Annotated in this window: 14 protein-coding genes; 6 read left to right on the top strand and 8 right to left on the bottom strand. The window is 64.3% G+C overall.

Features of this window, described 5'->3' with window-relative positions:
* Nucleotides 1-247 precede the first annotated feature (247 nt).
* The 4 genes from CQ13_RS04105 to CQ13_RS04090 all read right to left on the bottom strand — a co-directional run bounded on the left by CQ13_RS04105 (nt 248) and on the right by CQ13_RS04090 (nt 6,329).
* Nucleotides 248-1,222, bottom strand: a complete 975-nt coding sequence (locus tag CQ13_RS04105) for a small ribosomal subunit Rsm22 family protein (protein WP_057841732.1) — start codon at nt 1,220-1,222, stop codon at nt 248-250.
* Between the two features lie 162 nt (nt 1,223-1,384).
* Entirely contained in the window at nt 1,385-4,849 is a 3,465-nt protein-coding gene (gene smc / locus CQ13_RS04100; RefSeq protein WP_057841863.1) for a chromosome segregation protein SMC, read from the bottom strand.
* 226 nt (nt 4,850-5,075) lie between these two features.
* Complete coding sequence (locus CQ13_RS04095; RefSeq protein ID WP_057841731.1) at nt 5,076-5,732, bottom strand: DsbA family protein; 657 nt, start codon at nt 5,730-5,732, stop codon at nt 5,076-5,078.
* Between the two features lie 117 nt (nt 5,733-5,849).
* Nucleotides 5,850-6,329: a DUF721 domain-containing protein gene (locus tag CQ13_RS04090; protein ID WP_057841730.1), complete on the bottom strand. Its 480-nt coding sequence runs from the start codon at nt 6,327-6,329 to the stop codon at nt 5,850-5,852.
* Nucleotides 6,330-6,502: 173 nt separating this feature from the next.
* Here CQ13_RS04090 and mutY point away from each other — a divergent pair, with 173 nt between their 5' ends.
* Nucleotides 6,503-7,603, top strand: a complete 1,101-nt coding sequence (gene mutY / locus CQ13_RS04085; RefSeq protein WP_057841729.1) for an A/G-specific adenine glycosylase — start codon at nt 6,503-6,505, stop codon at nt 7,601-7,603.
* Between the two features lie 75 nt (nt 7,604-7,678).
* Nucleotides 7,679-8,131, top strand: a complete 453-nt coding sequence (locus tag CQ13_RS04080; RefSeq protein WP_057841728.1) for a PaaI family thioesterase — start codon at nt 7,679-7,681, stop codon at nt 8,129-8,131.
* On the opposite strand, the gene CQ13_RS04075 is transcribed toward CQ13_RS04080, so the two are convergent.
* Together CQ13_RS04075 and CQ13_RS04070 are read right to left on the bottom strand one after the other, a co-directional pair.
* Nucleotides 8,100-9,386: a flavin-dependent oxidoreductase gene (locus CQ13_RS04075; RefSeq protein ID WP_057841862.1), complete on the bottom strand. Its 1,287-nt coding sequence runs from the start codon at nt 9,384-9,386 to the stop codon at nt 8,100-8,102. The genes CQ13_RS04080 and CQ13_RS04075 overlap by 32 nt on opposite strands.
* A 91-nt stretch (nt 9,387-9,477) precedes the next feature.
* The gene (locus CQ13_RS04070) at nt 9,478-9,852 is read right to left on the bottom strand and encodes a nuclear transport factor 2 family protein (protein ID WP_057841727.1); all 375 of its coding nucleotides are present in this window, start codon (nt 9,850-9,852) and stop codon (nt 9,478-9,480) included.
* Between the two features lie 114 nt (nt 9,853-9,966).
* Here CQ13_RS04070 and CQ13_RS04065 point away from each other — a divergent pair, with 114 nt between their 5' ends.
* From CQ13_RS04065 to CQ13_RS04055, 3 genes are all read left to right on the top strand, one after another.
* Nucleotides 9,967-10,833 (top strand): helix-turn-helix domain-containing protein, encoded by an 867-nt coding sequence (locus CQ13_RS04065; RefSeq protein WP_057841726.1) that lies wholly within the window; start codon nt 9,967-9,969, stop codon nt 10,831-10,833.
* On the top strand, nt 10,811-11,287 hold the full coding sequence (locus CQ13_RS04060) for a nuclear transport factor 2 family protein (RefSeq protein ID WP_197427239.1): 477 nt from the start codon (nt 10,811-10,813) through the stop codon (nt 11,285-11,287). Before CQ13_RS04065 ends, CQ13_RS04060 begins: the two co-directional genes overlap by 23 nt.
* Nucleotides 11,288-11,368: 81 nt before the next feature.
* Entirely contained in the window at nt 11,369-11,986 is a 618-nt protein-coding gene (locus CQ13_RS04055) for a glutathione S-transferase family protein (RefSeq protein ID WP_057841724.1), read from the top strand.
* Between the two features lie 124 nt (nt 11,987-12,110).
* Here CQ13_RS04055 and CQ13_RS04050 read toward each other — a convergent pair whose 3' ends face one another.
* Entirely contained in the window at nt 12,111-13,031 is a 921-nt protein-coding gene (locus tag CQ13_RS04050) for a LysR family transcriptional regulator (protein ID WP_057841861.1), read from the bottom strand.
* A gap of 89 nt (nt 13,032-13,120) precedes the next feature.
* Between CQ13_RS04050 and CQ13_RS04045 the strand changes: the two genes are divergently transcribed.
* Entirely contained in the window at nt 13,121-13,555 is a 435-nt protein-coding gene (locus CQ13_RS04045; RefSeq protein WP_057841723.1) for a nuclear transport factor 2 family protein, read from the top strand.
* 80 nt (nt 13,556-13,635) lie between these two features.
* Here CQ13_RS04045 and CQ13_RS04040 read toward each other — a convergent pair whose 3' ends face one another.
* Complete coding sequence (locus CQ13_RS04040; RefSeq protein ID WP_057841722.1) at nt 13,636-14,328, bottom strand: glutathione S-transferase family protein; 693 nt, start codon at nt 14,326-14,328, stop codon at nt 13,636-13,638.
* Nucleotides 14,329-14,476: the final 148 nt, after the last annotated feature.

The following is a 14,476-nucleotide window of genomic DNA, read 5'->3' as shown; positions in this document are numbered from 1 at the left end:
GACAAAAAGAAGAGGGAAACTAGACGAAAAACTGAGCGTGCGGCAGCCTACCCGCGATTTGGGGCATGGCGTTAGTCGGAAGTGGGGCGGGATAAGTTCAAGGGGTAAACACTCCGCCGTCATTCCGGGGCGATGCGAAGCATCGAACTCAGGGGCGCCCTTGCGCCCCTGAGAATCTCGAGATTCCCCGATGCGCAATTGCGCATCTGAGGTCTGGTGCTAGCGCATCAGCCCGGAATGACGAGGCTCAACTAACCGCATCGCCCCACCGCCAGCGGCGGGCGGTGGCGTAATCCGCCTTGGCCCGGCGCGGCACTTTCGTGAAGGTGAGACCTTCCGGCGTGCAGAGCTTGGCTGTTACTTCGACTTTGCTGATGGCTGGTTGCGCCAGCACGCGCGAGCGCCGCCGACCTACCACCGCCGCGCGCGTCAGCGCCACATAGGAGAATTTTTCGTCCTCGTACGGCAGCTCCGCGCCTTTGACCTGCTTGTGCGCGCGTGAGCGCTGCAGGCGCTGGGTGAAATGGCACCAGTCCGGTGCTTGTAGCGGGCATTGGCTGTCGTGCGGGCAGGGGGCAACGACATGTGCGCCGAGCGTGATCAAGTGCGCGCGCAGCGCAATGATCCGGGCATAGCCGGCAGGCGTGCCGGGTTCGACCACGAGCAGCGTGTCGTGGGTCTTCTGCCACAACAGTTCGGCGAGCGAGCGTTGCTCGGCGTCGCCGATCTCGCCGATCATGTAGCTTGCCACGACAAGATCTGCCGTATCCGCTTTGGCAAGCCCGGCGCGAGCCTCGCCGAGCTGGTAGCCGATGTCGCGCAGCCGCGTGCTGTTGCGCGCTAGATCCAGCGCCAGCGCACGCAACGCCGCGTTGGCATCCAGCAGCGTGAAGTCCGTCAGCGACGGGAATGCTTCGGCCGCTGCCCAAGTGGCCGTGCCCGGCCCGGCGCCGACGTCGAGCAGGGTCTTTGGAGCGAAGTCAGGTCCGTTCTCGACGAGTGCGTTCAGGCTGGCCGTGACCGCGGCATAGGTTGCAGGCATCCGCGCCAGCGCATAGGCGAGCGCGTCGGTCTCTGAGCGGACGGTGGTGGAGCCGCCGCCTTCACGGTAGTTTTTCGAGATGGCGGCTGCGCGGCCGGCGGCGTCGCTGCGCGAAAAGCCCCGCAGCTTGCCGTCGAGCGCGGCTTTCAGTTCGGCGGGGAGATCGGGTGAGGTCATCATTTCCTGTCATGCCCGCCACCGGGTCTCGCCTTCGGCGAGCCCGAATGACAGGCCCAGGCGGGTATCCAGTACGCCGAGACGGCTGTGACGATCACGGACAGCGCGGCGTACTGGATCCTCCGCCTTCGCGGATGATGACGTCAACTGGGGACGCGAACTGCCTCACGCCACGTTCTGATCCAAAATCTTCACGGCGTCGTCGAGGCCGACCGAGACCAGTTGCGACACGCCGCGTTCGGCCATGGTGACGCCGAATAGCCGGTTCATCCGCGCCATCGTGATCGGATTGTGCGTGATGATGATGAAGCGGGTTTCCGTCGAGGAGGTCATCTCGTGCAGCAGGTTGCAGAACCGCTCCACATTGTGGTCATCGAGCGGCGCGTCGACTTCGTCCAGCACGCAGATCGGCGACGGGTTGGTGAGGAACACCGCGAAGATCAGCGCCAGCGCGGTCAGCGCCTGCTCGCCACCCGAAAGCAGCGACAGCGTCTGCGGCTTCTTGCCGGGCGGTTTGGCGATGATTTCGAGGCCGGCTTCCAGCGGGTCGTCGCTCTCGATCAGATGAAGCGCCGCTTCGCCGCCACCGAACAATTCGACGAACAGCCGCTTGAAGTGCTCGTTGACGGTCTCGAACGAGGTCAACAGCCGCTCGCGGGCTTCCTTGTTGAGGCTCTGTATGCCCTGGCGCAGCCGCTTGATGGCTTCGACCAGATCGTCGCGTTCGGTGGTCAGCGCCATGTGCTGAGTCTCGACCTCGCGCAATTCTTCCTCGGCGCGCAGATTGACGGCGCCAAGGCGCTCGCGGTCGCGGCGCAGCTTTTCGAGGTTTTCTTCGATCTCGCCAAGCGGCGGCAATTCCGCACCGGGCTCGATCTCGGCGAGCGCGGCGACCGCGTGCGGCTCGACTTCGAGCATGTCATGGATTTCGCGCTCGATGTCGGAAAGCCGGCGCTTGGTGCCCTCCATGCGTTCCTCGGCGCGGGCGCAGGCCTCGCGGGAAGAGGAGAGCGCTTCGAGCGACGCCTTGGCCGCGCGATCGGTCTCCGCCATCAGGCTTTCGGCGGCAGCCAGTGCGTCGGCGGCGACGCGGCGGGCGCCTTCGGCGGATTCGATTTCGTTGATCAACGCGCGCCGCTTTTCGGCAAACACGGCCGGTGCATTTTCAAGCTCGGCGCGCTCGGCCGTTACCTCGGTGATGCGCGCCTCGACGGTAGCGACCTGTGAGGCCGAGCTTTGCTTTCGGTTCTGCCATTCGGTGCGTTCGGCCGTGATCGCCTGCACGCGCTTGTCGGCCAATTCAGCTTCGCGCGCCAGCGCCTGGGCTTCGGCCCGCACCTGCGCGGCAAAGCGGCGGTGTCCGTCGATCTCCGTGCGAACGGCGCTCAGTTTCGCTTCCGTCTCATCCGTCGGCGGCAGTTCGGTCAGCGCGGCGGTGGCGCTCTCATGCGCGGCCTCCGCTTCACTGCGGTCGGCGGCAAGACGGGTATGAGCTTCGGTCAGCGCGGATTTGCGCGCGGCGTGGCGATTGATCTCGCGCTCGGTCGCGGCATGGCGTTCGCGCGCCGCATCGGCCTCGCGCTGCGCGGCCCGCCAGGCCTCGCGAGCGGCGGTTTCGGCAGCGGATGCCATCTTCAGTTCCGCCTCGGCGTTTTCCAGGGCCTGCCGCTTGGCAGCGGCGTCAGTGCGGGCCTGTTCCAGCTCGTGTTCGATATCAACCAGGCGGGCGCGTTCGGCCAGACGCCGAGCGGCACCGGTCGGCGCATGCGCGGCGGCCACAAAGCCGTCCCAGCGCCAGACGTCGCCTTCCAGCGAGACCAGCCGCTGGCCGGTCTTTAATTGCGAGACGAACTCCGCGCCGCGCTCCTTCGGCACGACGCCGATTTGCGCGAGACGGCGCGCCAGTTCGGCCGGCGCCTCGACATGCGCAGCCAGCGCCTCCACGCCGTCCGGCAGGGCCGGATCGTCGAAGCTTGCACCGGCATTGGTCCAGCGCATCGGCGCGGAGGGATCGACGGGGGCGTCAAGATCGTCGCCGAGGACGGCGCCGAGCGCTTTCTCATAGCCCTTGGCGACGGTGACGCCGTCGATGATCGGCGGCCACAGATTCTTGGTCTCGACATTCACCAGTTTTGAAATCGTGCGCGCTTCGGTCTCGAGCCGCTGCACGCGCTTTTCGGCCTCGGTGAGCGGGGCACGGGAAGCTTCGAGCTTCTGCCGCGCAGCGATGTGGCCGGTCTCGTTGGCTTGCGCTGCCGCTTCGGATACGGCCAGCGTTTCCTGCGCGGTCTCCATGGCGGCGGCGAGCGCGTCGAGGTCGCCGAGATTGCCAGTCTCGTCGCTGAGCTTTTTCTCATCGGCCGCGACACTGGCAATTTCCTGGTCGAGCCGGGCCAGCCGGTCGCGATGGGTGCGCACGCCGGCCTCTAACTGGTTGCGCTTGGCCGTGAGGTCGGCGAGCGCCGTGGTCAGTTCGCCGAACATGCGCTCGGCCGCGGCCAGTGTCGCTTCCGCTTCCGACACGCGCTCGTCGACGCCAGAACGCTTTTCGACGCGTGACTTGATCTCTTCCTTCAGCTCGGCGTCCTCGGTGTCGAGGCGCTGCAGCGCGACCTCGGCATCGGATGTCTGCTGCTGTTCGCGCGCGATGTCGGCGGCGAACTGATTCAGCCGCCGGTCGAGCTCGGCGACGCGCTCCTTGGCGCGCTCTTCCTCGCGGTCGAGCTGCTCGCGCGCGTTGGTGAGGCGCTGCAGTCCCGCCGCGGCGCGCGCTTCGCCTTCGCGCAAGGCCGGCAATTCGGAGGCGCGGATCGCCTGGATACGCGCCGCTTCGGCCTGCTCGCGGGTGCGCTCGGCCATCTCGCGAACGTTGATGTCGTGCGTATTTGCGGCTTCCGCGACGTCAGTATTGGCCTCGAGCCAGCGCAGGTGGAAGAGTGTGGCCTCGGCCTTGCGCACCTTGGCCGCAACTTCGCGGAACCGGATCGCCTGCCGCGCCTGCTTCTTCAGCCCGTCGATCTGGCCGGAGAGCTGTCCGATCACGTCCTCGACGCGGGTGAGGTTGGTTTCGGCAGCCCTCAGCCGCAGCTCGGCTTCGTGGCGGCGGGCGTGGAGGCCGGCGACGCCGGCGGCGTCTTCCAGCACGCGGCGGCGCTGCTCGGGCTTGGCCTGAATGATCTCGCCGATCTTGCCCTGGTGGACCAGCGCCGGCGACCGCGCGCCGGTGGCGGCGTCGGCAAACAGGATCTGCACGTCGCGGGCGCGTACGTCGCGGCCGTTGATGCGATAGACCGAGCCCGCCTCGCGCTCGATGCGGCGGGATATTTCCAGCACATGGCTGTCATTGACCGCGGCCGGCGCCGTGCGATCGGCATTGTCGATCGTCATCGTGACTTCGGCGTGGTTGCGTGCCGGGCGGTTGCCTGAACCGGCGAAGATCACCGCATCCATGTCGGCGGCGCGCAGCGATTTGTGCGAGGTTTCGCCCATCGCCCAGCGCAAGGCTTCGACCAGATTCGATTTGCCACAGCCGTTCGGTCCGACCACGCCGGTTAGGCCGGGTTCGATCATGAAATCAGTGGGTTCGACGAACGACTTGAAACCGTGGAGGCGGAGGCGCGTGAGTTTCATGAACACAAATCTCTGTTGGCCGGGCGCGAATCTCCCTGCCGTGACAATACCATAGATGGCAATGTCAGTGTGGATGAGCCGCCCGTTGCGGCGCTTATGAGCCGCGACAATGGCGAGGCCGAGGCCGGAGAGCAACGCCTCCGCGGGCTTTTCCCAAGAGATTTGAGGCGCTTGTGTGGCGCCTTTTGCTGGACTTATGAGCGCGAATGAATCCGGTCCGCGCGAATCAGCTCTTCAGCATCGCGTTGATGCGCTTTGCGAACTCCTCGAAGCTCTGCTCGCCCTTGATCATCTCGCCGTTGATGAAGAAGGTAGGCGTCGACTGCACCTTCAGCACCTCGGCGGCGTATTTCTGGTCGGCGGCGATCTTGTCGAGCAGTGCCTGATCCTTCAGGCAATCCTCGACCTGCGTTTGCGTAAGACCGGCCTGCTTGCCGATCCGGGTCAGCGTCTCCGTGGTATTCTTCACCACCCAGTCGTTCTGCTGCTTGAACAGGAGATCGATGACGGCGAAATATTTCGGAGCGTCGTCCTTGGCGATGCAGCGCGCCAGCATCGATCCGGCAGCCGCCTTGATATCGAGCGGGAATTCGCGGAACACCCAGCGGATCTTGCCGCTGTCGATGAATTCCGACTTGATCTTCGGAAACACTTTTTCGGTGAACGCGGCGCAATGCGGGCAGGTCATCGAGGCGTATTCGGTGATGGTCACGGTTGCGTTGGCGGGCCCGAGCGCCATGTCGGGCAGCGATTGCGGCTTGGCGACGTCAGTGGGGCTCTGCGCCATCGCATCGGTGATCAGCCGCAGCGGCGAGAAGCCGGCGAGCAGGCCAAGCCCGGTCAGCGAGAGAGCGGCGGTGAAGGCGCGGCGCGTGATCATCAAAGTCTGCTCCCGAATGGCGCGTTCACGCCCGAAAGAACTGCGAAAAAGAAGCCTTCGCTAGCTTGAAACGCCAGTTGTGGCAATGGCGGGTCGTGGCGGTCGTGCCGCGCTGCGGGCTCAATTTCGCTTGATCGAGGCGCCGAGCCGGGCAAGCGCAGCGCGCAGTTCCTCATCCTCCACGGCGGACAGGGTCTCGGCCACCTTCGCGACCGATTTCGGATCTGGCGCGCGGGGCGGCGCGGGGCGATTTCGCCGCGACAGCGGCGCCTGCCGCAGCGCCAGCCGGCCGACCGCGCTCCAGCCGAAAAAGCGGTTGACCCGTTGCAGGATCACGTCGGAGGAATGCTGGATCTCCAGCGCCACCGGGCCCTCCACCCGCAGCACCAGGGTTGCCGGTTCCTGCGGCTGCCCCTCCACCGGCCGTGGCCACTGCATCTTCAGCGGCTCGGAATGGGCGGCAATCTCGGAGCCGGCGATTTCAGCCCAGCGCGTCACCAGTTCGCGTGCGGCAAATCCCTGCTTGGCATAGGCGTCGGAAAAGACGTCGCTGAGCAGGACGGAGAGAGGTTTCGCCGAGATCGGGCCGGGTTTTGCCATAGGGCTCTATAACACGGCGCCAATGGCGGTAGAAATCGCCAGTGCAACCTCGTCATGGTCGGGCTTGACCTGGCCGTCCACGTATCGAATCAACGCGCAAGAAAGACGTGGATGCCCGGGTCAAGCCCGGCCATGACGTGGAGAGATTTGCGTTCCGGCACTAGAGTAGGTGGATGACATCTTCCGCGGCCGCAAAAATCAAACAACAGGCAGTACCTGCCGAAAGCGCCTCCCGCCCCGCGCTGCTGCTCGACTGGTACGACCGTCATCGCCGTCGCTTGCCGTGGCGCGCGGCAGCGGGCGAGCGGGCCGACCCGTATCGGGTCTGGCTGTCGGAAATCATGCTGCAGCAGACTGGCGTCAAAACGGTCGGGCCGTATTTCGAGAAATTTCTGGCGCGCTGGCCCGATGTCGCTGCGCTCGGCCGCGCCTCGCTGGACGACGTTCTTCGGATGTGGGCCGGGCTCGGCTACTATTCGCGCGCGCGCAATCTGCACGCCTGCGCGGTCGCCGTGCTGCGCGACCATGGCGGGATATTTCCCGATACCGAGGAAGGCCTGCGCCGATTGCCCGGGATCGGGCCTTACACGGCGAAGGCCATTGCAGCGATCGCGTTCGATATCCGAACCATGCCGGTCGACGGCAATATCGAGCGCGTGGTGTCGCGGCTTTACGCGGTCGAGGAGCCATTGCCGCAGGCGAAGCCGCTGATCGGAGTATTGGCGGAGATGCTGCTGGGGCCTTCCCGCCCCGGCGATAGCGCGCAGGCACTGATGGATTTGGGCTCCTCGATCTGTACTCCAAAGAAGCCGGCTTGCGCGCTTTGCCCCTTGGATGATGATTGCGCCGCTCGCCTGCGCGGCGATCAAGAGACGTTTCCGCGCAAGGCGCCGAAGAAAGCGGGAACGCTGCGCCGCGGGGCCGCCTTCATCGTCACCCGCGGCGATGAACTCCTCGTTCGCACCCGGGCGGAGAAGGGCCTGCTCGGCGGTATGACGGAAGTACCCGGCTCGGCCTGGCTTGCCGAACAGGACGACAAGATGGCGCTGAAGCAGGCGCCTCAGGTCAACGGCGTGACGCGCTGGCACCGCAAGACCGGCGTCGTCACTCACGTATTCACGCATTTTCCGCTCGAGCTCGTGATCTACATCGCCGATGTAGCCGCGCGCACGCGGGCACCTGCGGGCATGCGCTGGGTGCCGATTGCAACGCTCGCCGACGAGGCGTTGCCCAACGTGATGCGCAAGGCGATTGCCCACGGGCTGGACATTTGAAAATGCGAGGCTGCTCGCTGCTGACACCATGCTGGCAGCAGGGCTGCGTTAGGAAGGAGCCTCACGGAGGTTCCCATGATCGCGACCGCTCTCGATAGTCTTAGCCCGCCGCCGTCCTCAAAGCTGCTCGGTTGGCGCCTGCTCGACGCGCGGCCGAAGGACGGCTGGATCCGCATCGGCTTCGACGGCAAGCGGGATTTCTGTAACCCGGCCGGCTTCGTGCAGGGCGGCATTCTCTCGGCGATGCTCGACGACACCATGGGGCCTGCGGTGTTCGCCATGACCGAAGGAAGGCTCTACACCGCAACTATCACCATGACGGTGAATTTTCTCAGCCCCGCCAGGCCGGGGCCGATCACCGGCGAGGCCAATGTCACCCAACTCGGCAAGACCGTCGCATTCGTGGAGGGACGGCTGATGGCCAAGGATGGCACCGTGCTGGCGACGGCTACGACCAGCGCGCGGCTGGTCGAGACGGCGAAGGCGATTGCCTCGGCTAGATCGCAGCCCGCGGCGCTTCCCGCATAACCTGAACAATCGGCGGCTTGGCGTTGAGGCCTTCGACCTGGAAGCCGGCGACGCGTTTATAGTTGGCGGCGATGTCCTCCAGCTCTTGCAGCGAGAGCACGTCGGTCACGACGTTGTAGCCGTTGGGCGCGCGTTCCTCGACCATCTGCATCACCTGCTCAGGGCCGTTACGGCGGTTGAGCATCACGAGGTCGGTCGTGGCGGGCCGGCGCTCGGCTTCATACGCTGACAATGCGGCATTGGTCGTGCCTTTCGCGAGGATCTCGCGGGCGATGACGCGCGCGTCCAGAATTGCCTGCGACGCACCGTTGGAGCCGATCGGGTACATCGGGTGCGCGGCATCGCCCATCAGTGTGACCCGGCCGAATGTCCATTGCGGGATCGGATCGCGATCTACCAGCGGATATTCGTAGGCGTGCGGGCAGTTCTCGATCAGGCCGGGCACGTCGAGCCAATCGAACTTCCAATCCTTGAACCAGGGCAGAAACTCTTCGAGCTTTGCGGTCCGGTTGTAGTCCTCGCGCCGCCACTGATAGGTCGGCGGCATGTGCCGCTCGGCCACCCAATTGATCCGGAACTTGCCGGCGCTGTCGGCCTGCTTCGAAATCGGATAGCAGACGAATTTCAGGATCTCGTGGCCGGCCATGATCATGGTGCGGCCGGACAGGAAGGCGTCGCTGTCGGTGATGCCGCGCCACAGGATGCGCCCGTTCCAGATCGGCGGGCCTTCGTCGGGATAGAGTTTTTCCCGAACCGCCGAATGGATACCGTCGGCCGCGACCAGCAGCGTGCCATCGTGAGCGCCTTTCGATTTGCCGGTCGCCCTGTCGATGAATTCGGCGTGGACGCCATTCTCCGTTTCGGTCCAGCCGGAGAGGTGATGGCTGGTCAGGATGTTCTCTCTTCCTAACCGCTCGATTGCGGCATCGAGCAGGATCTGCTGCAGCGTGCCGCGATGGATCGAGAATTGCGGCCATTTGTAACCGGCCTCGATGCCGCGCGGCTCGCTCCAGATCGGCTTGCCGTGTTTGGAAAAATACGCGAGCTCCTTGGTGCGGACGGCGACCGCATCGAGCGCATCGTGCAGGCCGAGCTCGATCAATTCGCGTACCGCATGCGGCAGCACGTTGATGCCGACGCCGAGCGGCCGCAGTTCGGGCACGCTTTCGAAAACTTTAGCGGGAACGCCGATCTGATGCAGGCTGAGCGCCAGCGTCAGCCCGCCAATGCCGCCGCCCGCGATGAGAACAGTCATGGTACGCCCCTGTTGCTTCGCGGGCGTCATGGCATGAGGGAGGGCAGGGGGCAACTGCGAAGGGCGGCAAGTCCCTCAGCGCCCCGGTCATTTACGGAAGCGGCGGGGCTGGGCCGAAGAAGCCGACGATCTTGACCAGACGGCCGTCGGGACCGACCTCGCCGAAATCGATCGACGTGTCGCCGCAGGTTCCATCCGCACGCACCAGGCGCCAGAGGAAACGGACCAAGTGGTGGTGCACATCGATGCCGCTCATGAACTCGAGCCGAGCGCCGGGCCGGCTGGCCAGCACTTCGCCTATCTTCTCCGCCAGCGCGTCGCGTCCGGCCAGCGAGACGTTCGGATCGAGATAAACGCCGTTGTCGCTCCAGCATTGCGCGAGCAGGGTGCGTCTGGCCGCATCGTCTAGCTCGTTCGATGCCGCCATGTACTGCGTTACAGTTTTCGCGATTGCGCTCTTGTCCATCCGTGCTGTCCTTGAAGTTCGGGTTCTACAGGGTTCACTCTGCAAGGAATTCCGAAGTTCGTCACTTACATCCGAGGTAATTGCTCTTCCGAAGCGATGCTCTAGATTGCCGGCATGGCTGCTTCAGACACAGACTCGCACGAAATCCCGGCTGGACATTTCAGCCGCCTGCTGAAGCACTGGCGCGGCGTTCGCCGGCTGACCCAGATCGAACTGGCGGCTGACGCAAACGTGTCGGCCCGGCATCTATGCTTTCTGGAGACCGGCCGGTCGCAGCCGAGCCGCGAGATGGTGCAGCTACTCGGCAGCGCGCTCGATCTGCCGCTCGAGGAGCGGAATGCACTGCATGTCGCTGCGGGCTTCGTGCCGCCCTATGGCGACAAGGGGCTGGCGGCCGAGAATTTGCAGCCGGTGCGGCAGGCGCTGGACTTCATTCTCCGGCAGCAAGAGCCCTATCCGGGGATCGTGATCGATGGGCATTGGGACGTTCGCATCCGCAATCAGGCGTCGCCGCGCCTGCTAAAGCCTTTCCGCGATGCGTACGAAATGGAGAACGGCCTTGCGGACAACGCCATGCACGTCGTCTTTCATCCAAAGGGCCTGCGGCAGTTCATGCTGAACTGGGACGAGTTCGCACGGCAGTTGATTCAGATACTGCACCGCGACGTCGCGCAGGGCAGTCGGGCCGCGGCGCAATTGCTCGATGAAATCATGGCCTATCCCGGGCTGTCGGCCGATTGGCGGCTGCCGCGGCATCCGCAGGCGTCTTCGCCGGTCATGACCATGCACCTGGCCAAGGGCGACTATCGTCTCGCCTTCTTCTCCACCTTCACGACGCTGGCGATGCCGATGGACGCGGCGCTGCAGCAAATCAAGATCGAGTGCTTCTTTCCGGCTGATGATGCGACCGCCAGAAAGGCGCACCAACTGGCCCTTTCACAAAGTTCGGGAGACAAAAATGCAGCATGCCTTGCGGAATGATCCACCGGGCAGTTCGATGGATGAACTGCGTGCCCTGAACGCCCGCTTCATCCATAATTTCGTAACGCGCGACGTGGCCTCGCACGACGCATTACTGCATCCTGATTTCATCAATATCTGGCCGACCGGCCAGCGGTGGGATCGCGCGACCTATCTGAAATATTGGGCGACCGCCTTCGATCCTAACGTCATCTTTTATTGGGACGTCCGTGACGAGCGCATCACCATCATCGGCGACGTTGCGCTGGTGCGCTCCACCAACAAGCACATCCGCCGCCGCAATGGCAACGAAGTGACCGGCATGACCATGTACACCGACACATATCTGTTCGAGAACGGCGCGTGGAAGTGCATCCAGGCCCAGCTAACAGCGGTGGCTCCCGAGCACTATCCCCCCGACGATACGATCGTCAGCGTCTATATCGAGGGAACGCTTCAGCCGCGGGCGAATTGAACTGCGAAGGCCGCTCCACCCACTTGGGTGTGGACGGCGGATGAGCATGCCATTAACGTCCGGCTTCCCGTGAGGACAGCCATGTTCAAGCTCTACTACGCCCCCGGCACCTGCGCACTCGCATCGCATATCGCTCTGGAAGAGGCCGGCGCCGCCTACACGGCAGAGCGGCTCGACTTCAAGAACAGCCAGCAGACCACCCCGCAATATCTTGCCATCAACCCGAAGGGCCGCGTGCCCGCGCTGGTGACGGACCGCGGCACGCTGACCGAAACGCCGGCGATCCTTGCCTTCATTGCGAGCAGTTTTCCGAAAGCGCAGCTTGCGCCCGAAGATCCCTTCGCCTTCGCGCAGGCACAGTCCTTCAACAGCTATCTCTGTTCCACCGTGCATGTGTCCCACGCCCACAAAATGCGCGGCTATCGCTGGGCGGCCGAGGAGTCCTCGCTTGCCGATATGAAGCGCAAGGTGCCGGAGACCATGGCCGCCGGGTTTGCGCTGATCGAGCGCGACATGCTGAAGGGGCCGTGGGTGATGGGCGAGCAGTACACGATCTGCGACCCCTATCTGTATACGATCGGGCTCTGGCTGGAAGGCGACGGCGTCGATCTCGCGACGCTGCCGAAGGTGGCCGCTCATCGCAAGCGGATGTCGGAGCGGCCGGCCGTGCAGAAGGTGATGGCGGAAGAGAAGGCCTGATTCGTAGGGTGGGCAAAGCCACCGGGTCGCGCGAATGCGCGCCCGATGACAGGCTCCGCGTGCCCACCGTCACGAGCGCGAATGGAGAGATGGTGGGCACGGCGCAAGCGCGCCTTTGCCCACCCTACGCAGCCTTTTTCGCGCGCTCCATCTCGCGGCCGATGCCGAGCATGATGTTGCGCAGCCAGATCGAGCCGGGGTCCATCTGGGCGCGGGTCGGATAGAACATGAACTGCTCGTCGATTCCGGGATCGAGCGGCGGCGCGACGGTCGAAAGCGACAATTGCTTCGCCAGCGCACCGATCAGCCGGCGCGGCACGAAGGCGACGAGATCGGTGCGCGCGGTGACGTGCAGCGCCTCGAGATAGCCCGGCACGACCAGCGCGATCCGCCGCTCGATCCCCTTGGGGCGCAACCACATGTCGATCAGGTCCTCGCTCTGGCCGCGGATCACGACCGCGACATGGCGCGCGTCGAGAAAGGCTTCGATCCGCTTCAGCCGCGCGCCGGCGGGATGACCGCGCCGGACGGCAAGCGCGTCGCTGTCGGTGTAGAGCCGTTGCCGATGAAATCCGGTGAAGGCGTTGCCGATCGAGATCACAAGATCGATGGTGCGAGCGAATTCCGCGGTGAAGATCGCCGGCCCGCGCCATGGTACCACGTCGATCCGGACGTTCGGTGCAGCCTTGGTGATCTTCTCCATCAGCGGGGGCATCAGAAGCTCGACCGCCAGATCCGGCATCATCAGGCGAAACTGGCGCTCGCTCCGCGCAGCGTCGAATTCATCGGCGATGAATAGCGAGCGTACCTGGTCGAGCGCCTGCGCCAGCGGCGCGCGCAAGGCTTGCGCCCGCGGCGTCAACTCCATGCGCGCGCCGGTTCGAACCAGCAGTGGATCTCCGATCAGGTCGCGCAGCCGCTGCAGCGCGTGGCTCGCCGCCGGCTGCGACAGCCCGATCCGCATCGCGGCGCGGCTGACGCTGGTTTCCCTCAAGAGCGCGTCGAGCGCCACCAGCAGATTGAGGTCAAGCGAATTCAAATTCATCAAGTGAATATATATCATATTCTCTATTGATTGGAAGAATGCCGCGCGGCGCGCGATGATCTCGACATCGGATCCAAGGAGAAGCCGCCATGAGCGCAGCCGACAACAAGAAACTCGTGCAGCAGATCTACACAGAGTCAGCGAACCGCAGCGGAACGACCTTCCTCGACAATATCGCCGAGGACGTCACCTGGGTCGTCACCGGCCAATATTCCTGGTCGGGCGAGTTCAAGGGCCGTGAGGCTATCAATAACGGCCTCATGGGTCATCTGCGGTCGCTGCTCGCCGCCGGGCGGCCGCGCACGCTGGCGTTCAACTTCATTGCGGAAGGCGAATATGTCGTGGTCGAAGCGCGGGGCGACAACGTCACCAAGGACGGCGTCCGCTACGACAATCAGTATTGCATGGTCTGGCGCATCGAGGACGGCAAAATCAAGGAGATCAAGGAATATTGCGATTCCGCGCTGGTCGAGCGCGTGCTCGGGCCGTTCCCGGCAGAGCGGAAGCTTGCCGCTGCGGTTTAGAGCGCGCACGACACGGCCGAGCTGAAAATGAAAAACGGCGCCCGCAAGGGCGCCGTCTTTGCCTGAATGCGTTCGTCCGCTCAGGCCGCCTTCACCGACATATGCCTGAACATGTTGCTGCGGGCTTCGTCGTCCATCTCGGCCTTGAACTTGAAATTATCCTTCAGCGCGATCGCCTTGGCGGCGGCCGGCCGAGCCGAGATTTCGTCTACCAGCCGCTTGACGTTGGGATATTTCGCCGCCGCATCATCGCCCATCACGAACGCGGCCATCCGCGCCCAGCCCCACAGCGCCATGTCGACGATGGTGTAGGTGTCGCCCACCATATATTTGCGGCCGGCGAGATGATCATTGAGGATCGCGTAGTGGCGCTGCGCCTCGAACTGGTAGCGGTTGTGGGCATAGTCGTGGTTCTGGTCCTTCGGCGCGAAATGCTTGAAGTGAACCGCCTGTCCCGAGTACGGCCCGACGCCGGTCGCCACGAACATCAGCCAGGACAGCGTCTGCGCACGATTTTGCGGCGTGTTGGCGGGCAGAAACTTGCCGGTCTTTTCCGCCAGATAAAGCAGGATCGCGTTGCTGTCGAACACCGTGACGCCGTCGTCGTCGATGGCGGGCACCTTGGCGTTCGGATTGATGGCAAGATATTCCGGCTTGAACTGGTCGCCCTTGCGGGTGTCAACGGCGACCGGCTGGTAGGCGATGCCGGCTTCCTCGAGGAAGAGGGCGACCTTGGTCGGGTTGGGCGATCCGTTGAAGTAGAATTTGAGCATTTTGGAATTTCCCCATTGCTTCTTTGCAGGAAGCTTACTTGCGGACTCCGGACACGGCGGGAATGCCGCCGGAGGGCACGTCCATGCTCAAATTTTTGCGGGCTGCGCAAGCGACGAGTTCGTGAAAAGCCGGACCTTACGAAAGACC

Source organism: Bradyrhizobium retamae (genome assembly GCF_001440415.1).
GTDB lineage: Bacteria > Pseudomonadota > Alphaproteobacteria > Rhizobiales > Xanthobacteraceae > Bradyrhizobium > Bradyrhizobium retamae.
The sequence above is the reverse complement of the archived record's forward strand: the minus strand, read 5'-3'. Positions and strand labels throughout refer to the sequence as shown.